The sequence below is a fragment of the Pirellulales bacterium genome (assembly GCA_035533075.1).
Classification (GTDB): Bacteria; Planctomycetota; Planctomycetia; order Pirellulales; family JAICIG01; genus DASSFG01.
Window position 1 is genome coordinate 181,570 of the sequence record DATLUO010000193.1, and the last position, 18,664, is coordinate 200,233.

Below are 18,664 nucleotides of genomic sequence, written 5' to 3' on the forward strand. Positions count from 1 at the left end.
AGCTCCATGCGGACCGACCGATGTTGCCGGGAACCGAGAAGCAACCGCCCCCGCTGACGCCGGAAAAGGACACCCTCGACGCGCTGGACCGCATCTCCGAGTTCGAAACGGAGAAGCTCCTGCGCCCGCCGGCGGCGATCGCCGCGTTCGTACGCAGAATCGTACGCGGGGCCGAGTATTACGTCGGGCCCGAGCTGCGACGCGAGCCGCGGTATGCGGTGAGTCTGCCGGTGGCCGGGGTGCCGGTCGATGCCTCGCTGAAAAAAGCGGGCGACGCGTTCATCGCCTTGACGCGCGACATCTCCAGCAGTGGGATCGCCATGTACCATACCCGGCGCGTCTCCGAAGGGTTCTTGGCCTTGGAAATCAAATCGGCCTCGGGTGACAAGCTCCGCGTACTGGCGGAAGTGCTGCGATGCACTCCGGTCGGTCTGTTTTACGAGATCGCAGCGAAGTTCGTCTCCCGGCTCGACGACTGATGGCGACGGCTGCCAGTCAGGATGCCGCAGGACAGGGCGAGTTGTGCCAGCCGCTACGGACCACTTCCGCCGACGTTTCATAAAGCTCGCCGATTTTCTTGGAGCGGCCGATGGAGAGCACAAACCGGAGCGTTTCGCCTCCGGGCGAGTCGATTTCGACGTCCATCTGCAGCGCCCGCAACGGTTGGGCATGGATCATCCGGACCTGCCAATCGGAGATGCTGTGGAGAATGGCCCAAGTAGGCTTTCTGGCAGGTCTTGCGGCGGGGGATTGCGGCTCCGACGCGGCCTGGCCCAGCCTCGCTGCGTCGCGATGAGGAGCGATGGATGCGATCAAGGGCGCACAGCAGCGCGCGCGTGGCGCGGCTGCCGGGGCCAGTCGATATGCGAGGTCGCCGAATGTCAGCGGTTGCCGTTCCATAGACAAGCTGTTCTCAGTAAAAGGGTTGGGATTTCCGTAGCCAAGTTGCTCCCCATACGTGGACCTGGGGGCTTGGTCGCTCTGGAATCGAGCGAGCGAACCCTCGTGTTGGCGCAAGGGCCTGCCCGCCTAGGTCGCTTTGGGTTGCGCGCCGCGACGAGCCGGCGCCGGCAGGGCCCCTTGCGGCTCGCGCCTTCATTGCGCACAAGATCAAGAGAGGAGTATTCGCGGTGCGCGCCCTGCGCTGCGGTCTCCCGATCGGGACCAAGCCAACACGAGTGTGGGTGCCGTTACAGGTCATCCGGTGACCAAAGCCTCGCCGAAATTAAAACTCATTTTTCGGCGGCAGAGAACCCGGACAGCCCTCCACCGCGGTCAGCAGTCGTCGCCACGAATTCGCAAGGACGCGGCCAATATAAGATAGCCGGCCCGCTCATGCAAGCAGAATCCGCCGCAAACAGAAGCTGAATGTTGGCTCGGCCCTTGGAAATGGGCTACGGCGTCTGACGGCAAGCCTGTGGAAAACTTGTGCGGACGCCCCGCCTGGGCGAGCTTGGCTCAGGAGATGAGCGGTTCCAGCAGCCGCTCGTCGATTTCGAGAGTGACGCCTTGGATATTGATCTCGACGTCGATGATCAGCCGGGAGCCGGAGCAATACGAGGCCACCGTCCCTTCGACTCCGGCAAACACGCCGCTCCCCACGCGGACACGACTTCCGCACGAGAAGCGCGGCCGCGCCACCTGCGTGGCCCGCGGCATGCTCCTGACAAGCGTGTCACCGCCGTCGCGCGGCGGCAACAAGCTGGCAATCCGGTTGGTACTCATAGCGCTGCCTGTTTCTTCTTTCGCTCGCGGGCTGCCCTGGCCGTCCGCAGCATCCGATAATCATAAAGCGCCGGGAGTCAGACGCAATACGCCATAAAGCTGAATCCGCTACCGGAGCGGCGAATAATCGGTGGCCTGCATGAACAGCGATTTCACGCCGTCTTTTTCCGTGAGCGGCCCGCCCGCTTTGTCTTCCGACGCTTCGCGGGCCGCGATCCAGTCAGGGTCGGTGCGAAAGCCGGCGAACGATTTTTCGGCCGCGGCCTTGCTGGCGTGCGCCAGAATGTAGACCAGCGTGCGGCCCGAGCCTTGCTGGTCGGGAAGCACCGTCCAATAAGCGATGTTCGTCATGCCGTGCTTGGCAAACAGCTTCATCGTGTGATTTCGGAAGCGGTCGGCGAGCGCGCCCAAGTTGCCGGGCGTCGTCGTGTAGATGCGCAGCTCGAAAATGCGATTGCCGTCGGTCGAGGGCTTGATGGCGGGCGAGTAGTCGGTGGCCCGCAAGAAACGCGACTCGACCTTTTCAACCAGCTTGCCGTTGACCTCGCTTTCACGCTGCGCTCGCTGCCATTCGGGGTCGGCGACGAACGCCTTCCAGGCCTGCTCGCCGGCCTCGCGGCTTGTGTACGCCAGAAAATAGATCAACTTGTTGTCGGGGTTCTCCAGCGGCACCCAGTAGCCCACGTTGGTCATGCCGTGCTTCTCGAAGATTTTCGTCGTGTGATCGCGAAACCGGGCGTGCAGAGCGTCGAGCTTGCCCGGCGCCGCCCAATAGGTGCGCATTTCGAACACGCGTGGATCGGTCTCGGCGGCGGAAAGCGTGGTGGCGAGCATAGCGACCCATCCCCATAGCAACGTGCGGCACAAAAGCATGAAGGCGTCTCCCTGAAGCATTGGCGTGCGGTTTGCCCGATTGTAGCCGCTGGCGCGGGCCGCCGCCACGGTTCGGCCGCGTGCTACGCCCCTTCTTCGCGCACGCTGAATTCCAGCTTCCAGCGGTGATCGGAGATCGTGCTCTGACACCACAGTTCGAACATCCCCAACTCGGTGATCTTCGAGTGGAACTTCACCGGTGCATAGCCTTCTTCCGTGTCTTCGCCCGCCGGCAGCGTGGCCGTGAGCGGATCGGTTTCCACCAGTTCGGCTTCGGTCCAGGAGCTGAGCAGCGTGCCCGGCCGGTCTTCTTTACGCACCGCGGAACTGAAGAAGCGGAACTGCGCCGGCTCGCCGACGATCAGGCCGATCTCGTCGCTGGCCACGTCGGTCTCTGTGCCTTCTTCCATGCCGAAGGGCACGACGCACAGTGCCCGCAACGGCCGCGGCGCTCCGGGGATGGCCAGCCCCGCCGTTTCAATGCCCACGTAGTACGACCGCGCCGTCCCGCCGCGAATCCGCACCGCCTTGCGCTGCTTGGCGAAGCCGTAGTAGGCGGCGCCGCGGGCCACGGCATAGTCGAGATCCTGGTTGCCGGCCATGCCCTGCGGCGGCGATTGGTCGGCGAACCAGCTCGCCATCACGCCGAACAGCTGCTCGCGCAGCAAGGTCGACTTGAACACGCCGCCGTTGAAGAGCACGTGCGTCGGCCGCACCGCCCGGCCGCCTTCGCCTTGCGACCGCAGGAAGGCCGCCAGGTGGCGCGTGATGGCCGTGTCCGATTCGAACGGCAGCCCCAGCTCGCGGAATCCGCTGGCCCGCCGCGGCGCCGGGCCATCTTCCAGCCCACATTGCGGAAAGAAGCCGTCGGCCAATAGCGTGCCGGCCGCCTCGCGCTCGACCTCGACTGACACGGTTCCTTTTATCAGCTTGCTGCCGCGGCCCAGCACGGCGATGGGATGCTTTTTGGGTCCGTCAACGGCGAGCAGGGTTTCTTTGGCATTGCGGCAGGAGTGCCACAGGGCCACCGATTGCCAGGGGTCGAGCTGCACGCCCTTTTCTTGGAAGGCCGCCGCCGCGAAGTGAGCCAGGGCCAGATCCATGTTGTCGCCGCCGACCAGGATGTGGTTGCCCACGGCCAGCCGCTCCAAGGCCAGCTCGCCCGACTCTTCGGTAACGCCCACCAACGTGAAATCGGTCGTTCCGCCTCCCACGTCGCAGACCAGCAAGCGGTCGCCGACCTTCATTTGCTTTCGCCAACGATCGCCTTGATCGGCCAGCCAGGCATACACGGCCGCCTGCGGCTCTTCCAGCAGCACCACGTTTTCGGGCAGGCCGGCGGCCAGGGCCGCTTCGCGCGTCAACTCGCGGGCGGCCGGATCGAACGAGGCGGGCACGGTGAGCACCACATACTGCTCGGCCAGCGGCGCGCCGCGAAAGGCCGCCTGCCAGGCCGATGCCAGATGCGCCAGGTAACGCCTGGAGGCTTCCACCGGCGAGACTTTGGGCACATCGGCCGGCGCGTTCCAGGGCAAGATGGCCTGGTGCCGGTCGACGCGGCTGTGACAGAGCCAACTCTTGGCGGCCGCCACGGTGCGCGTGGGTACCTCGGCCGATTGCCGCCGGGCCAGCTCGCCCACCGCGTATTCGCGCTTCTTCTCCCAGGGCAAATCGAAGTTCTTGGCCTTGGCGTCGGCGTCGGTGCCCAGGTACATGAACGACGGCAACAGCGGCCGCTCTTCCACAGTGGCCGGCGCCACAAGCTGCGGCACGGGCAGCAGTTCCACGCGCGGCTCATCGGCCTCCAGGGCGCAATAAGCCAGCGCGCTGTTGGTGGTGCCCAAGTCGATGCCCACAACGTATTTCGCGGTCATGCCACCTCCAACACGGCCGGTGCGATCACCAAGGCGGCGTCTTGCGTGCCGGTCCATTCGGCGAGCGCGCACCGCGTGGCTTGCCAGCCATGATGGGCCAGCGTACCGCGAAACGGCGGCTGCTCCGGCACGCGGCCCGCCAGGCGATAGCGCGCGGCGTCGAAATCGCCCGACAGCTCGACGGGGGTTCCTTCAGCCTCCTCGCGGACCGGCTTGAGCGCGAACACCCGTTCGAGCAGGGCGGCGCAATCGCGGTGGACGTCGCGCACCGCGGCCCCGATCTGTTCGTCGCTGTATCCGGCGATCGGCTCCTGAAGGAAATCGACCAGGCGGGCTTCGCGTTGCAGCATGGCCAAGAGGTTCAGCGCATCGCTGCGGGCGGGGGCAGGTTTGGGCTTCGCCGCGATCTTCGGCGCGGCGACCGCTGCCGCAGGGGCCGGCGCGGCCTGAGCGAGCAACGGCCGCAGGCGTTCGGCCAGCGCGGCGTCGAGCAGGACGCGGAAAAACAGACGGAAAGCCAGACCGATTCGTCCCACAGTGTTACCTCGTGCCGGAAAGGGGCAATCCCGTAATCGAACCCGTAGACCCCCGAATTGTCAATTGGCAAGGTTTGCTTGCACATTCGGGTTCTTACGCGGCCTCAAACATCCGCAGGGGCGGCGCCAGGTCGTACGCTGCCTGCGCGTTGCCGCCGGGCCTGGGATGCTCGCGGCGGACGGGGCTGTCGTCAATTTTTCGGCTGCCCGACTCGGCCCAGGCTTCGGCTTCCAGCGTCAGGCGGTTCAACAGCCGCTCGACCTGCAGGCGGTAATGCTCCAGGCCGTCGCGGTCGAGGTCGGGCGGCAACTGAATCTCGGGACTCACCACGCCGCGGGCACGCGAAAACGGACGCGGCACGGCAAACTTGTCCCAACTCCGCACGCGCCAAGGGCGGTCGTAGCCCAGGCCCAACAGCACCAGCGGCATTTGCAGCTTCGAGGCCAGATATACCGGTCCCGGTGCCAGCACCCGCCGCGGTCCTTTCGGACCGTCGGGCGTGATCGTCAGGTTCATGCGCTGGCTTTTGGCCAGCAACTCTCGCAGCGCGGCCGCGCCGCCCCGGCGGGTCGAACCGCGCACGCACTCGAAGCCGAAGTGGTACGCCACGCGGCTCAGGATCTCGGCGTCGCGGTGCCGGCTCAGCAGCATCGCCAAGTTGCAGTGCCCGCGCATCACCAGCGGAATCAGAATGTACTCGTGCCAGAAAATGTAAATCTTCCGGCCCGAGCAGTCCGGGTGTACGGGGTCGACCGCCGGATCGTAATAGGCGACGCGGTAATCCAGCGTCGACATCCAGCCGCGAATGGCCGAGGTCGCCAACAGTCCGGCGAACTTAACGGCGAGCGGGTTGCGAATTTTCATGTGGCGTCCATTCCCCGGAAAACACTTCGACCGCCGGCCCGGTCAGATACACATGGTCGTTGTCGGCCCAGTCAAGCTCCAAATCGCCGCCGGGCAAGTGGGCCAGCAGCTTGCGGCCCGTGACGCCCGCCAACACGCCGGCCACACAGACCGCGCTGGCCCCCGTGCCGCAGGCCAACGTTTCGCCCGAACCACGCTCCCAGACGCGCATCCGCACCTCGCCGGGCGAAATCACCTCCACAAACTCGGCATTCACGCGCCGCGGAAAGTGCGGATCGACCTCGATCTTCGGCCCGATGCCCAGCACCCACTCGTCGGTAAGCCGATCGACGTAGGTGACGCAATGCGGATTGCCCATCGACACGCAGGTAACTTGCATGTCGCGGCCGGCAACGTGCAGTGCCGCCCGCACAACCGGGTCGCCCGGCAAGCTGGTCGGTATCTCGGCCGCCTTGAGAATCGGCCGCCCCATGTCGACGCGGACCCGTTCGACCAGCCCGTCGGCCAGTTCCAGGTCGAGTGTCAGCACGCCCCGCCCGGTTTCGATGGCCAGCGTCTTTTTTTTCGAGAGCCCGTGGTCGTAGACGTATTTCGCCACGCACCGCACCCCGTTGCCGCACATTTCCGATTCCGAGCCGTCGGCGTTGAACATGCGCATCCGCGCATCGGCCTCGTTCGACGGGCAAATCAAGATCAGGCCATCGCCGCCCACGCCAAAATGGCGGGCGGAAATGGCCACGGCCAAGGCGGCCGGGTCGGGAGGCAGCGGCTCGACGAAGCAGTCAACATAGACATAGTCGTTGCCCGCCCCTTGCATCTTGGTGAAACGCATGCTGTGATTCATCGGCTGGAACCGACCGTCTTTCTGTAAACGCCCGATCTTAAAGGGTTTGGCGTCGCGGAGCAAATGCAGTAATGAAGGGCGTTCGACGATGGGCGACTCACTTCGAGGAGCATGAACGACACCTCGCCCAGCCGCAATCGCTGCGACGGGCGAAGTTCGGCCGATTCGATGCGCGTCTCGTCGATGAAGGTGCCGTTGCGGCTGTTGAGGTCGACCACCTTCACCCGCGTGCCTGTTGACGGCACAAAGCGGAGATATTCTCCCTCGGAGAGAGCGAATCCCCGGTGACAAGTCGAAAAGATTCGGTCCCACGCCAACGGCGCGGTAGAACACAGGGAGCCACGCAGGCGGACGACTGCAACCGATCCAACCCAAGCCAATCGCGAGATAGAACAAAGGATGTCTTGGTTCCGAGCCTCTTAGCCTCTTGGTTCCGAGCCGGGGCCATGGCATCCGCCGTTCCATCACGGCGGAGCGTGACGCCTACGTTACGCCGGGACGCGAAACACCCCAAGCGCTGTTCGATCACAGTCCGGGAATCTCGATCTTTTCTTCCTGGGCCGCCTTGCGGAGCTTGCTCAAAGCTCGCGCCTCGATCTGACGCACGCGCTCTTTGGTGACGCCCATTTCCGCTCCCACTTCCTTGAGCGTCAACGGTTCTTGTCCGCGCACCAGCCCGAAACGGCTGATGATGATCTTCTGCTCGCGGTCGTCAAGCCGCTCCAGGATTTTGCCGATCTGCTGCTCGCGCTGCTCCTGGGCGTGCTCTTGCTCGTACTGGTCGGTACGCACGTCTTCCGTGGCCGAAAACATCTCTTCGTTGCTGGTGCGGAACCGGTCGCGCCGCCGCAGCTCGTCGGGAATGGTCCGGGCAAAATTCTTCATAATGGCCCAGCTTGCATAAGTGCTGAACTTGTTGCCGCGGCCGAAATCGAATTTTTCCACTGCCCGCATCAGCGACATATTGCCGTCGCTGACCAACTCGAAGAAGTTGTCGACCGGCCCCACGTGCCGTTTGGCGATCGAAACCACCAACCGCAAATTGGAGCGAATGAGCAGGTTCTTCACCGCCACGGCTTCTTCATAAAGCTGCTCGATCTGGTCCATCAGGCCGCTCTTGGGCCGCGTCGGGTCGAGCTCTTCACGCAGTTTGCTGGCCTTATGCTTCAGAAAGTTGAACTTGCGGAACAAGTAGACTTCTTGCTCGCGGGTCAACAGGCTGACTTCGTACAGGCTGGCCAAATAGGGGGGCAAGCCGGTGGGCAGCCGGCCCTTTTTGGCCGGGCCGGGGGCTTCGGGCATCTCGCCCAGGCAGACCGCGTCGGCGTTGGCCTTGCGAAACAGGTCGTTGTCGATGTAATCCAGCGGCAGCTCCATGATCCGCGCCGCCCGCATCTCGTTCAGGATGCGATAGATGCTCGTCTTCGTGCGGCCATATTCCTTGGCCAGGGCATCAACGGAAACGCCGCGGCGATACTGCTGGTCGATCCGCCGCTTGGTCTCGTCCGAGAGCGGGCCGCTGTTTTCCGGGAACACCGCCAATTCGGGATGCTCGGCATCGAACGCCTTGAGCGTGTAGCGGATCGTTTCGACGCTGCGACCCATCCGCTCCGCCAGGCGACGAGTGACTTCGGCGGGCTGACCGCCGGCACGGGCCAGACGTCGGGCACGCTCGACGATGTTCATCCGCTCATCTTCGCTAAGCTGGCTGAATCGCGCACCGCGGCTGACCCGCTGCTCGTTCTTCTTCACGAAGCGGTCGACCGAGCTCTGCAAAAAGCCGAGACGCTTGCGGCCGTCGAACATGAATCGCCGGCTCACCAGGCCCTGCTGCCGCCAACGCGAGATCGTCTTGGTCGAGACTTTGAACTGCTGGCTCAACTCTTCAACGGTCAGTACCTTCTCTCCCACCGCGTCGGCGGGAAGATTGGCGGCGTCCGACACGTCCTCGACGAAGAGCCGCAGGTCGTGCTTGGCGTCGTCACCCGACATCTTCGCCGCAACCGGCGAGTCGGGGCGGAAGTCGGTGATGCGGAAGCAGAGATACTCGTAGGTGTAGGTCCGCTTGGGATCGAGTTCCGCCAGCAATCGCTCGGCGCGATTGGCCTGCTCGACCTTCTTCTCGCGAGGCGCATAGCGCACCTGTTGGTCGCAAAGCTCGCGAATCGTGGAATTGATGTAATCTCGGTGCATGTTTTGAATCTCCATCCAGTTTCGCGGCGTTCCCTGCGACGTGCGCTCGCCGTGGCCCTGACTCTGTTCCTTACCCGCTCTCGTTTCTCTCTTTTCCCCTCAAGTAATACCGGCCGACTTGCCGCAGTCTTACAGCTATCTTTTTCCCCGCTTGGGCCCGCCTGCCACTTTGCATTGGCTGCCACCCCTTGGGCATGTAGCGCAGCTAAAAGCGGACCAATGAGAAGTCAAGGGCCAAAATTCCCGTTCGGGGCCTGAATTCTCGCCCTTGGCTAACCACAACTTCTACGCAAATAAGTGTCTCGTGGACTAAAGATGTTCGCTCAGACTGCCGAGATTCTTGCGCTTCGGGCACCGAAACGACCCGCTCTTTATATCACAACGCCTTGGTATTGAACAGTTTCCGCTCGCAAATCGAACTAGCGGCAAAAGGACGACCGTGTCGCGCGCCGTACAACCGCCATCGCCGGTTATGGCAGCCGGACGCTCAGCGGCGCCCGCTCGCGACAGCCCGCCCGTCAAAGCGAACCATCGAAGGCGGCGCGCGCCTGTTGTCGCGTTCTGGACATGACCTGTGTCTTATTCTGAGACACTCGCTCGTCTGGGGCGGTTCGGCAGCGACACGGCCGCGTCGCAGCTTTCAATTCAATTCTACCCTTTTTGCGGCCGATGTAGCCGGAGATGCCAGGCAATCTGACCGGAGCCATCGCATGCCCGAAAGCCGCGTCCCAATCGTTCATTCGCTGTTGACTTTGTTCGCCTTGTCGTCACATGGACTTGCCGCCGATGGCACGCACGACCTTCGACCCAGACCGGCCGATGGCCAGATGGCTCGTGTGGAAGTGCAACTTGACGTGGGCGGTGATGTGAAGCTGGCCGACGAGGGCAAAACCCGCACGCTCAAGATGAGCGTATCCGCACAGCTTGTTTACGACGAGAAGTGGCTGCCGGTTCGCGCGGGCCTCAAAAATGCCGGCCTTCGCGGCGTGCGCTACTATCGCCAGGCGAAAGCCGCTATAAAGATCGACGCCGGTGGCATCGAGCCGAGGTTGCGCGACGCCAGGCGGTTGATCGTGGCCGACGAGGCAAACGGCCAGGTCGCACTGTTCAGCCCGACCGGCGCATTGACCCGCGACGAGCTGGATCTGGTCGACCTGCCGGCCAATAGCCTGCTTTTGGACCGTTTGTTGCCCGATCGGCCGGCACGCGTTGGCGACCATTGGCGACATGGCGACGTGCTGGTCGGGGAACTGCTGGGCCTCGACGCGGTCAGCCAGAACAGCCTGGAGAGCGAGTTGAAGGAAGTGGCGGGCGGCCGTGCCCGGCTTGAACTGGTCGGCCGCGTGCTCGGCGCCGTGGCGGGCGTGGCCACGGAAATCGAAGTGAAGGCCAAATATCGCTTCGACATGAACGAGCGTCGCGTCACCGGACTTGGGTTGCTGATCAAAGAAAAGCGGGCCATTGGGCTGGTCAATACTGGCCTGGACGTGGTGGCCAAGCTGCAATTGGCTTTGGCGCCGGCCGACGACGACGGCGAGCTGAGCGAGGCCGCGCTGGCCAGGCTGCCGCTCGATCCCCGGCCGGAGTTATTGGCGCTGGCCTGCGAATCGCCCACGAAAAAGTTCCATATCTATCACAGTCGCGATTGGCATCTGATGACCGACGCGGGAGACCTCTTGGCCCTGCGCTATCTCGACCGCGGCGAGTTGGTGGCCCAGTGCAACATCTCGTCGTTGGCCGACGTTGAGCCGGGCAAAGGACCGACCCTGGCCACCTTTCAGCACGATCTGGAGCAGTCGCTGGGCGACAGCTTTGAGCGGTTCGCGGAGGCCAGCGATGCCACGAACTCTCTGGGCCATCGCATTTATCGCGTGGTGGCCGAGGGCCGCGTGTCGGATTTGCCGATTCAGTGGCACTATTATCTGATCTCGGACCGCGAAGGGCATCAGGCCGTGTTCGCCTTCACGGTCGAGTCGGATTTGGTGGAGCGTTTAGGCGATGCCGACGAGGCGCTGGCGGGCACGATCGAGTTCGCGCGCAGCCGCAAGTCGGCCGCGCCGACGCCCGCCGCTCGCCGCCCTCCCGCTCGCTCCGCGAGCCAGCCACGTGGTGGCCCAACGGCGACGCGATAGACAGCCGATTCTCCCCATTCGGCCGAGTCTCCGGGTAAAGCTTCGCCGAACCCGGTACGCAGGCGCCGTACACCAACCCGAAGCGCCAGCGAGGAGCGTGAAAAAGGCGGCAAAACCTCGCTTGCGCTTCGGGCTAGTGTGAAAATGGGAACGGGTTCGGCGAAGCTTTACGTCTCCGGTCTACTTCTTCGTCTTCGCCGCCCGTGCTTCGTTGGCAAGCTGGGCGCCCTCGCTCACCGTGAACCCGACCAGGAACCAACCCTCTTTCTCGCTGGTCGAAAAGCTGCCGCCGGGGCCAAGATAGTGCTGCACCAACTTGTAGTCAGGCAGCTTGCTGCCGTCCAAACGCGGCTTGCGAGTCACGCCCTCCTTCTCTTCGCCCATCAAGAAGTTGATGAAGTGGGCCATGAAGGTGTCGGCCTCGGGCAGCCTGCCCTGTTTGAACAACTCGTACATCACTCGATACTGCTCGTCGGTGCGGGCAAAGCCCTGAGCGCAATCGTTGCCGGACCCCAGCTTGATCGCTTCGGCCTGCACCTTCTGGTAGTCTCGATCGTCCACCAGCCGGTCGGCCTTGGCCACGCCGGCCAGCACTTCGCGCAACAGGTCGATGTGCGAAGCCACCATGAGATGTCCTTTGGCTACGGTGACGGCCGAGTTCGCCAGCTTGACCTGCCGCGGCCGCTCCTCTTCGTCTTCGTCGGTCGACCGGCGCTTGCTGCCGCCCGCGGCGTCGTCGATTTCCAACGCCGGCATGCTTTCGTCCTCCGGGATGATCTCCCAGACGTCGTGCCCTTCAATCTCGAGCTTTCGCACGCGGTCGTCGCCGCTCATCGACTTTTCGATCGCCACGGCCAACGCTTGTGCATTCGTGGTCTCGATGGCCAGCAGCTTGCGCTGGCTGGTGGGCGTGATCGGCAGCTCGTAGTCGGCGATGATCGTCGCTCGCTGGCCGAGGTGCTGGACGATGTCATTGCGCAGGTTGATTTGCGGCCCGTTGGGATCGTCTTCGATTCCTTCCAGCGTGTCCTTCCAAACGCCTTCTTCGCCGTAGACCTCGTCGAACAGCGTGTCGAATCGGTCGAAGGCGCTGACGATGTCGACCTCGAACGAGAAGTAGTTTGCCACGTCGCGGGCGACCCAGTCCTGTGGAGCGAAGGATCCGCCGTTGGGAAACACGGCCATCCGCATGGCCAACTCATAGGGCGGCGGAGCGTAGACGAACGTGCGGTGCAACATGCCGTAGCGGCCCAGCCCCAAGTGTACGACGCCACCAACTCCTTTCACCGCCATAAAACCCTGGTTCTTGGCGACTTTCAGGTAATCGGTGCCTCCCTTGCGGCGGGCCGTCTCCCAGGTGCGCAAGGCCTCGGCCAGACCGATCGGGTCGATAAACCAACGTACATCGGGCGACAGTTCCTGGTCGGACTTGCCGCAGCGCTCGATGACGGTCCGGTAGGCTTCGACGCCGGCCAGCGTGTGCTTCTGCGGCTTGTCGAGCCTGCCGGCCACGTCGCCGGCAATGGCCAGGTTGTCGCTGGCCACGAACAGCCCGTCTTTGATGTAATGCACGGTGGTGAACCCGTGATCGCGGTGATCTTTGGGGGCAGTCTCGAACACGCTCATGTCGACGCCGTGTTGCTTCTGCCGGGTGGCTCTGGCGCCTTGCGCTTTGAGGTTGGCGGCGATCTTGGCCAACGTGGCTGCGGCTTCTTTCTCTTTGCCCGTAACGTCGGCAAGAATGACCAGCGTCGCCCGGCCCTCTTTGGGCGTGACGACGGCCAGCGCCACTTCGCCGGTCGCCAGGCCCTGCAGGTCGGCGATCGAAATGCCCAGTCGGGCGTGCGACTTCGACCACTTCTCCTTAAGCTGCCGGCGGAGGTCGTCAGTGAACGGCTTCATCGCGGGGTCGTTCAGCAGCTTGCCCAGCGGCGTTTGGTCCCAGCGTTCGACAAGCGCATCCACGTCGGGGACCGAGAGGTAACCCTTGGTGGATTCGGGCAAAAGGGTGTCGGTGGGCGGCACGGCCAGGGCGGATGTACCCGCCAAACTGACTAAAACTGCCGCCAACAGTCGCCGGAATGAAGCGTTGAGCACGTTTGCTCTCCTTGAAATGCCTGCACGGGCCGCTCGATTGGACAATCTCAAACGAGCGGAAGTTTAGCCGTGCAGGAAGTTTTGTGCCAGACCGCTCGGGCCAAGAAACGAAGGACTTTTGCCATCCAGCGGGGAGACGCGCCTCTCCATTCGGGGTGCTTTGGCCGCTATGACGCGTGCAGCCGGCCGCTTCGCTCGCTGAAAGACCGGTTGCTCGCTGTTTGGAAGCTATATTGTTGGGGCGGAAGCGTTTCGGTCGTGGGCTTTCAATAGGCGGACCACCATGAGCCATGAAGAGCTCTATGACAATCGTCGAATCCTGATCGTCGACGACAATTGCGATATCCATGCTGATTATCGCCGCGTTCTCGGCGACGGCCCGGCCAGCGATCCCCTGGCTGCCGCCGAGGCCGAGCTGTTTGGCGATGCGGAGGTTGCGGCGCCCCGCCGGCTCGACTTCGAGCTGGCCCACGCTTCGCAGGGCGAAGAAGGCTATGAGCTGCTGCGGCGCGAAATGCGCGCTCGCCCGTTTGCCTTGGCGTTCGTCGATATGCGCATGCCGCCCGGCTGGGACGGCCTCGAAACGATCAAGCGGATGTGGGAGGCCGATCCGCGGTTGCAGGTCGTCCTGTGTACCGCCTACTCCGATTACTCCTGGTCGCAAATCTGCGACGCGCTCAGACCCTGCGACCGTCTGCTGATCCTGAAGAAGCCGTTCGATGCCATCGAGGTCCGCCAGCTTGCGGCCAGCCTGGTCGCCAAATGGAACCTCGGCCGCGCGGCCGACCGCTCACAACGCGAGCTGCAGCAGGCCGTCGATCAGCGCACCCTGCAACTGCGGGCCGCCAAAGAGGCCGCCGATCGGGCCTCACGCAGCAAAAGCGAGTTCCTGGCCAACATCAGCCACGAGATTCGCACGCCGCTGACCGCCATTCTCGGCTTCACCAGGCTATTGATGAACGGCGGCGATTCTCCCGATGAGCGAAACGAATATCTCCAGATCATCCGGGCCAGCGCCGAGCACCAGCTTGTACTGATCAACGACCTGCTGGACATTTCGAAGGTCGAAGCGGGGCAAATGCAGATCCACCGCGTCTGGTGTTCCGCTCGCCGGATCATCGACGAAGTGCTGCAAACGTTGCACTACCGAGCAGACGAAAAAGGGCTCACGCTGGCCAGCGACTGGCCCGGCGCAACCGACGATCAGGCCTACACCGATCCCTCGCGTTTGCGACAGTTGCTCATCAACCTGGTACACAACGCCATCAAATTCACGGCGTCGGGTTCGGTGCGCGTCGTGGCGCGCGTCGAAACGCTCGACGGCCGCCGCACGCTGCGCATCGACGTGATCGACACCGGCATCGGCATCGACACGGCCAAACAACAGGCTATTTTCGAGCCTTTTGTCCAGGCCGACAGCTCGATCGCCGCACAGTACGGCGGCACGGGCCTGGGCCTGGCCATCAGCCGCAGCATCGCCGGTCTGCTCGGCGGAACGCTGACGGTGACCAGCCGCGTCGGTGCGGGCAGCACTTTTACCCTGACGGTCGACGCCGACCCACACACCGGCGAGTCTACGCCACGGCTGGCAACCGAAGAAGCGAACACGTCCGACGTGGAACGAGAATTATCCCTTCGCGGCCGCAGGATCCTGGTTGTCGAAGATAATCCCTTCAACCGCAAACTGCTGAGGCTGACCCTGTCGCGGGCCGGCGCAGAAGTCGAATTGGCGGAGAACGGTCAGGTGGCTCTCGACAAGGCACGCCAGCACGACTTCGAGCTGGTGTTGATGGACGTGCAGATGCCGCTCATGGACGGCTACGCGGCGACCGCCCGGTTCCGCCAATCGGGCTATCGCGGACCGATCGTGGTGTTGACCGCCCACGCCTTGTCTGCCGAGCGTGAAAAGTGTCTGGCCGCCGGTTGTGACGCCTTTCTGAGCAAACCGATCGATCTCGACCATCTCACCGAGGTCGTCACCCAGTTGCTCTTATCGACCCCGCCCCCGGCGGGCCAACGTTTGCCGGCGTCCGGTTCGGGCGAGACGGAAACGGAGACGGACGATTCGCCGGAGTTCCAGGAAGTCTTGCGGCAGTACCTCGAATCGCTGCATCCGACCGTCGTCGAGCTGCGGGCCGCCTTGGCGGCGGGCAATTATGGCGAGTTGGCGTCGCTGGGCCACACGTTGAAGGGGACGGGCGGCACCATCGGCTTTCCGACCGTCAGCGAGATCGGCGAGCGGCTGGAGCGTGCCGTCCAGCAGCGGCTCGACGGCCCGATCGGCGACGCCATTGCGCAGCTCGCGGATTTTATCGGGCGGCACCAGACAGCTTGAACGCACGCGGGGAGACTGTTATCGTAGACGTCGGTATGAAAGTCAAAACTTTTTCACTCATTCGGTATCTCGAATACTCCCTGCGGAAGGCGGAATATACGTCCGACGAAGGCGGGCTGATCGTGGCGCGCGTGGTGGGCGCCAGTGGTTTCTTTGCACAAGGCGGCAATGTCGAAGAGGCACGTGAAAATCTACGTGATGTAATCGAAGGCAACGTCTTGTTGGCTTTACAACTCGGCCTGCCGATTCCCCAGGTCGAAGGCGTGGAAATCACCGAACGCAACGTCGCAGCGCCGCAACGAAAAGATGGCAAAGCCGACGCCGCTCAAACCACGCGAAGTCGTGCGTAAGCTGCAACCCCTCGGTCTGCTAATTCGCGAGATCATTCGAGAGCTGGGCATCGCACGAGAGGAATGGATGCGACTCTGACGCAAGGCGTCGGTGCGAGTCGCTAGGCTCGCTGGCCCCCCTTTCAACTACTCGCCGTCCTCGCCCAGTTCTCCCAGCACCACGTCTTTCTCCAGCGGTTGATCGCCCCGCAGCAGGCTCACGCGAATCCGGTCGCCGGGCTTCTGCTTGGCGATGATGGCAATCAAGGCGGGCAGATCGGCCACGGCCTGCCCGTTGACGCTGGTGATGACGTCGCCGCTCTCAATGCCGGCCCGTTCGGCGGCCGTGCCCGGCTTGACGCTGATGCGACAACCGGTTCCCGGCGTTCCCATCACGCCAAGCAGCGCGCCGTGGCGGCGATCGATCTGCGTGCCGGGCAGGGCCTCTTCGAGCCGCCGCTGGCCATCGTCGCTGATGTCGGTGGCATAGAGGACCAGCGTTTGCACGCCCGACAGCGCAGCGAGGTGTCCCAGCCCCTCGTCGGTGAACTGCGGGCCGTAGAGTTTCAGTTGCTCGATGCGGCCGAGCTTGGTCAGGTGCTGGAGTCCTTCGTCTCCGGCTTCCCATCTGCGGCCCAAAAGAAGCGATCGCACGTGGAGTTCTCCGTCTTCAATACTGGCGGCGCCGATCGTGCCCCCTAAGCGTTGAATCTCGGTCAACGCCGCCCACTGCCGCCGCAGCCGCTGGCCGCGCAGCACGACCGAGGCGCGGTGCGCCGCCAATCGGCGCGTCGAATCGGCCAGCTCTTCCAGGGCCTGGCGCGCGGCTTCGGCAACGCCGGCGTCGTCGGAATCGCAGAGCGCGTCGAGCACCTCGATCGCGCGGCGCGTCACCTCGCTGCGATTGCCGTCGGCCGCCGCGGCCAGCGGCCGCACGGCCTCCTTGCCCGCCTCGCGCAGCTTGCGACTGGCCGCTTGCCGCACGGCGAATTGGCCGTCGTCGAGCTCGGCGATCCATTGAGCGATGGCCGCCGCCTCCGTCTGCTGGTTTTGCTTCTGCGCCTGCTCGTCCGCCAACGCTTCGGGCAAATCGGCGGCAACGCACGCCAAAAGCCCGAACAGCACGATTCTGTTAGACATGGTTCTCCCTGTCGCTTGTCAAACCTGCGACCCAGTTGATTATACCCGGATCCTACTTGCCGATGCAGTCGAGATTTCGGTCGGTGCGGAGGAAGATTTGCCCGTCACTGACGGCGGGTGAGGCGTTGGTGCGGCTGTCGTCGTCGGCAAACACGTTGTGGGCCACCCGGAGATTGCCGATTTGCAATTTGAAATTCGCAATTTGCAATCCCCCGTTTACCGTCTACTGTCTACCGCCTACCGAAACAAGGTGGGCCGGCGCTCGCAAGCTCGCTGGTTCCACCCTACGTTTGCAAAATGCCGGTGACCACGTCCCCCGGCTGCCCGTCGAGCAGCGTTTCCTGGCGGCCGTTGCGGCGATAAACGAGTCGCGCCGGGTCGAGGCCAAACAAGTGCAAAAGCGTCGCATGATAATCGTAATGATTCACGATGTCGGCGACGGCGCGGTGGCCGAACTCATCGGTTTCGCCGTAAGTGCCGCCGCGGCGAAAGCCGCCGCCGGCCAGCCATAGGCTGAAGCCATAGGTATTATGGTCGCGGCCGACCGATGCGGGGCCGGCGTCGTTCTGGATCACCGGCAGCCGGCCCATCTCGCCGCCCCAATGCACGATGGTTGTGTCGAGCAACCCGCGTTGCTTGAGATCGGCCACTAACGCCGCCGCGGGCTTGTCGGTCTTCAGGCAAGCGGCGGGCAAGGCCGTGCGAATGCCGCCATGATGGTCCCAGAACTGGTTGCGCGTAAAGACCTGCACGAACCGCACGCCCCGCTCGATCAGCCGTCGGGCGATCAGGCACCGGGCACCGTACTCTTGCGTGGCCGGATCGGTGAGGCCGTACATTTCTTGTGTGGCCTTGGTTTCCTGGTTGATGTCGAGCGCTTCGCCGGCCGCCGTCTGCATGCGGGCGGCAAGCTCGTAGTTGGCGATCCGCGCCGCCAGGTCGCTTTCGCCGGGCCGCTCATCGAGATGCTGGCGGTTGAGCTGCTCCAGATAGCTCAGATAATTCCGCTGCACCGCGCCCCGCAGCTCGGCGGTCGGCTCCAGATTCAAGATGCGCGGTTCGCGCGGGCGGACCACGGTGCCTTGGAAGAGCGACGGCAGCCAGCCGTTCGACCAGTTCAGCACGCCCTCGACCGGCAAGCCTTGCGGGTCGGTCATGGCCACGTAGGCCGGCAGATTCTGTGATTGTGAACCGAGAGCGTAGGTGAGCCAACTTCCCAAGGCCGGCCGGCCGCGCTGAATCCGGCCGCTGTTCAGGGCGTGAATCGCCTGGCCGTGGTTGTTGACGCCCGAGTGCATCGAGCGGACGACCACAATATCGTCCACGACTTTGGCCAGGTTCGGCAGCAGCTCCGAAACGTCGGTGCCGCACTCGCCGTGCTTGGCGAACTTCCAGGGGCTGCCGAGGATTTTCGAGCTGGCCTGGGCGGCGTTGTCGTATTTGATGTCGCCGGGAAACTTTTGGCCGTCCAGTTGAGCCAGGATCGGCTTCGGATCCAATAGATCGACCTGGCTCGGCCCGCCCTGCATGAACAGCGAGATCATGGCCGTGGCCCGTGGCGGCGCGTGCGGCCGCTTCGGCAGCAGATCGAACTTTTCGGGTTCCAGGCCCGGCTTGATCGGCTCGGCCAGCAGGCCGTCTTCGCCCAACAGCCAGGCCAGCGCAATCGGAGCGAGGCTCATGGAGCTCGTGGCGAGGAAGTGGCGGCGGGATGAAACTGA

17 protein-coding genes are annotated in these 18,664 nt (G+C 63.8%); 4 read left to right on the forward strand and 13 right to left on the reverse strand.

Annotated elements, in window-relative coordinates:
• The first annotated feature begins 20 nt into the window (after window positions 1-20).
• Window positions 21-479 carry a PilZ domain-containing protein gene (locus VNH11_24440; GenBank protein ID HVA49538.1) on the forward strand — a complete coding sequence of 153 codons (459 nt, stop codon included), beginning with the start codon at window positions 21-23 and terminating at the stop codon, window positions 477-479.
• 16 nt (window positions 480-495) lie between these two features.
• Here the strand turns inward: VNH11_24440 and VNH11_24445 are convergent, their stop codons facing one another.
• The 9 genes from VNH11_24445 to VNH11_24485 form a co-directional block, all read right to left on the reverse strand.
• Window positions 496-678: a hypothetical protein gene (locus VNH11_24445; protein HVA49539.1), complete on the reverse strand. Its 183-nt coding sequence runs from the start codon at window positions 676-678 to the stop codon at window positions 496-498.
• Between the two features lie 780 nt (window positions 679-1,458).
• Window positions 1,459-1,725 (reverse strand): hypothetical protein, encoded by a 267-nt coding sequence (locus VNH11_24450; protein ID HVA49540.1) that lies wholly within the window; start codon window positions 1,723-1,725, stop codon window positions 1,459-1,461.
• A gap of 108 nt (window positions 1,726-1,833) precedes the next feature.
• Window positions 1,834-2,559 carry an NIPSNAP family protein gene (locus VNH11_24455; GenBank protein HVA49541.1) on the reverse strand — a complete coding sequence of 242 codons (726 nt, stop codon included), beginning with the start codon at window positions 2,557-2,559 and terminating at the stop codon, window positions 1,834-1,836.
• Window positions 2,560-2,681: 122 nt separating this feature from the next.
• Window positions 2,682-4,472 (reverse strand): Hsp70 family protein, encoded by a 1,791-nt coding sequence (locus VNH11_24460; GenBank protein ID HVA49542.1) that lies wholly within the window; start codon window positions 4,470-4,472, stop codon window positions 2,682-2,684.
• Entirely contained in the window at window positions 4,469-5,008 is a 540-nt protein-coding gene (locus tag VNH11_24465; protein ID HVA49543.1) for a DUF2760 domain-containing protein, read from the reverse strand. The genes VNH11_24460 and VNH11_24465 overlap by 4 nt, the downstream gene beginning before the upstream one ends.
• A gap of 94 nt (window positions 5,009-5,102) precedes the next feature.
• Window positions 5,103-5,873, reverse strand: coding sequence for a lysophospholipid acyltransferase family protein (locus VNH11_24470; protein HVA49544.1), 771 nt, complete (start codon window positions 5,871-5,873; stop codon window positions 5,103-5,105).
• Window positions 5,845-6,705 (reverse strand): diaminopimelate epimerase, encoded by an 861-nt coding sequence (dapF, locus tag VNH11_24475; protein HVA49545.1) that lies wholly within the window; start codon window positions 6,703-6,705, stop codon window positions 5,845-5,847. The genes VNH11_24470 and dapF overlap by 29 nt, the downstream gene beginning before the upstream one ends.
• Window positions 6,706-6,713: 8 nt before the next feature.
• Entirely contained in the window at window positions 6,714-6,962 is a 249-nt protein-coding gene (locus VNH11_24480) for an FHA domain-containing protein (GenBank protein HVA49546.1), read from the reverse strand.
• A 280-nt stretch (window positions 6,963-7,242) separates the two neighbouring features.
• A complete protein-coding gene (locus VNH11_24485) occupies window positions 7,243-8,910 on the reverse strand; it encodes a sigma-70 family RNA polymerase sigma factor (GenBank protein HVA49547.1) in 1,668 nt (555 codons plus the stop codon).
• 710 nt (window positions 8,911-9,620) lie between these two features.
• Between VNH11_24485 and VNH11_24490 the strand changes: the two genes are divergently transcribed.
• Complete coding sequence (locus VNH11_24490; protein ID HVA49548.1) at window positions 9,621-11,042, forward strand: hypothetical protein; 1,422 nt, start codon at window positions 9,621-9,623, stop codon at window positions 11,040-11,042.
• A gap of 180 nt (window positions 11,043-11,222) precedes the next feature.
• On the opposite strand, the gene VNH11_24495 is transcribed toward VNH11_24490, so the two are convergent.
• Window positions 11,223-13,139, reverse strand: coding sequence for a hypothetical protein (locus tag VNH11_24495; GenBank protein HVA49549.1), 1,917 nt, complete (start codon window positions 13,137-13,139; stop codon window positions 11,223-11,225).
• A gap of 283 nt (window positions 13,140-13,422) precedes the next feature.
• Between VNH11_24495 and VNH11_24500 the strand changes: the two genes are divergently transcribed.
• Window positions 13,423-15,474, forward strand: coding sequence for a response regulator (locus tag VNH11_24500; protein ID HVA49550.1), 2,052 nt, complete (start codon window positions 13,423-13,425; stop codon window positions 15,472-15,474).
• A 35-nt stretch (window positions 15,475-15,509) separates the two neighbouring features.
• Window positions 15,510-15,824, forward strand: a complete 315-nt coding sequence (locus tag VNH11_24505; GenBank protein HVA49551.1) for a hypothetical protein — start codon at window positions 15,510-15,512, stop codon at window positions 15,822-15,824.
• A gap of 126 nt (window positions 15,825-15,950) precedes the next feature.
• Here the strand turns inward: VNH11_24505 and VNH11_24510 are convergent, their stop codons facing one another.
• From VNH11_24510 to VNH11_24520, 3 genes are all read right to left on the reverse strand, one after another.
• Complete coding sequence (locus VNH11_24510) at window positions 15,951-16,943, reverse strand: PDZ domain-containing protein (GenBank protein ID HVA49552.1); 993 nt, start codon at window positions 16,941-16,943, stop codon at window positions 15,951-15,953.
• A 52-nt stretch (window positions 16,944-16,995) separates the two neighbouring features.
• Complete coding sequence (locus VNH11_24515; protein ID HVA49553.1) at window positions 16,996-17,130, reverse strand: hypothetical protein; 135 nt, start codon at window positions 17,128-17,130, stop codon at window positions 16,996-16,998.
• Window positions 17,131-17,227: 97 nt separating this feature from the next.
• Window positions 17,228-18,625 (reverse strand): DUF1501 domain-containing protein, encoded by a 1,398-nt coding sequence (locus VNH11_24520; protein ID HVA49554.1) that lies wholly within the window; start codon window positions 18,623-18,625, stop codon window positions 17,228-17,230.
• Between the last annotated feature and the right edge of the window lie 39 nt (window positions 18,626-18,664).

What these genes read in the sequence shown, in the direction of transcription:
- VNH11_24440 (HVA49538.1), top strand. Translation starts at nt 21, where the DNA reads ATGTTGCCGGGAACCGAGAAGCAACCGCCCCCGCTGACGCCGGAAAAG.
- VNH11_24445 (HVA49539.1), bottom strand. Translation starts at nt 678, where the DNA reads ATGATCCATGCCCAACCGTTGCGGGCGCTGCAGATGGACGTCGAAATC.
- VNH11_24450 (HVA49540.1), bottom strand. Translation starts at nt 1,725, where the DNA reads ATGAGTACCAACCGGATTGCCAGCTTGTTGCCGCCGCGCGACGGCGGT.
- VNH11_24455 (HVA49541.1), bottom strand. Translation starts at nt 2,559, where the DNA reads ATGCTCGCCACCACGCTTTCCGCCGCCGAGACCGATCCACGCGTGTTC.
- VNH11_24460 (HVA49542.1), bottom strand. Translation starts at nt 4,472, where the DNA reads ATGACCGCGAAATACGTTGTGGGCATCGACTTGGGCACCACCAACAGC.
- VNH11_24470 (HVA49544.1), bottom strand. Translation starts at nt 5,873, where the DNA reads ATGAAAATTCGCAACCCGCTCGCCGTTAAGTTCGCCGGACTGTTGGCG.
- dapF (HVA49545.1), bottom strand. Translation starts at nt 6,705, where the DNA reads ATGCGTTTCACCAAGATGCAAGGGGCGGGCAACGACTATGTCTATGTT.
- VNH11_24485 (HVA49547.1), bottom strand. Translation starts at nt 8,910, where the DNA reads ATGCACCGAGATTACATCAATTCCACGATTCGCGAGCTTTGCGACCAA.
- VNH11_24490 (HVA49548.1), top strand. Translation starts at nt 9,621, where the DNA reads ATGCCCGAAAGCCGCGTCCCAATCGTTCATTCGCTGTTGACTTTGTTC.
- VNH11_24500 (HVA49550.1), top strand. Translation starts at nt 13,423, where the DNA reads ATGAGCCATGAAGAGCTCTATGACAATCGTCGAATCCTGATCGTCGAC.
- VNH11_24505 (HVA49551.1), top strand. Translation starts at nt 15,510, where the DNA reads ATGAAAGTCAAAACTTTTTCACTCATTCGGTATCTCGAATACTCCCTG.
- VNH11_24510 (HVA49552.1), bottom strand. Translation starts at nt 16,943, where the DNA reads ATGTCTAACAGAATCGTGCTGTTCGGGCTTTTGGCGTGCGTTGCCGCC.
- VNH11_24520 (HVA49554.1), bottom strand. Translation starts at nt 18,625, where the DNA reads ATGAGCCTCGCTCCGATTGCGCTGGCCTGGCTGTTGGGCGAAGACGGC.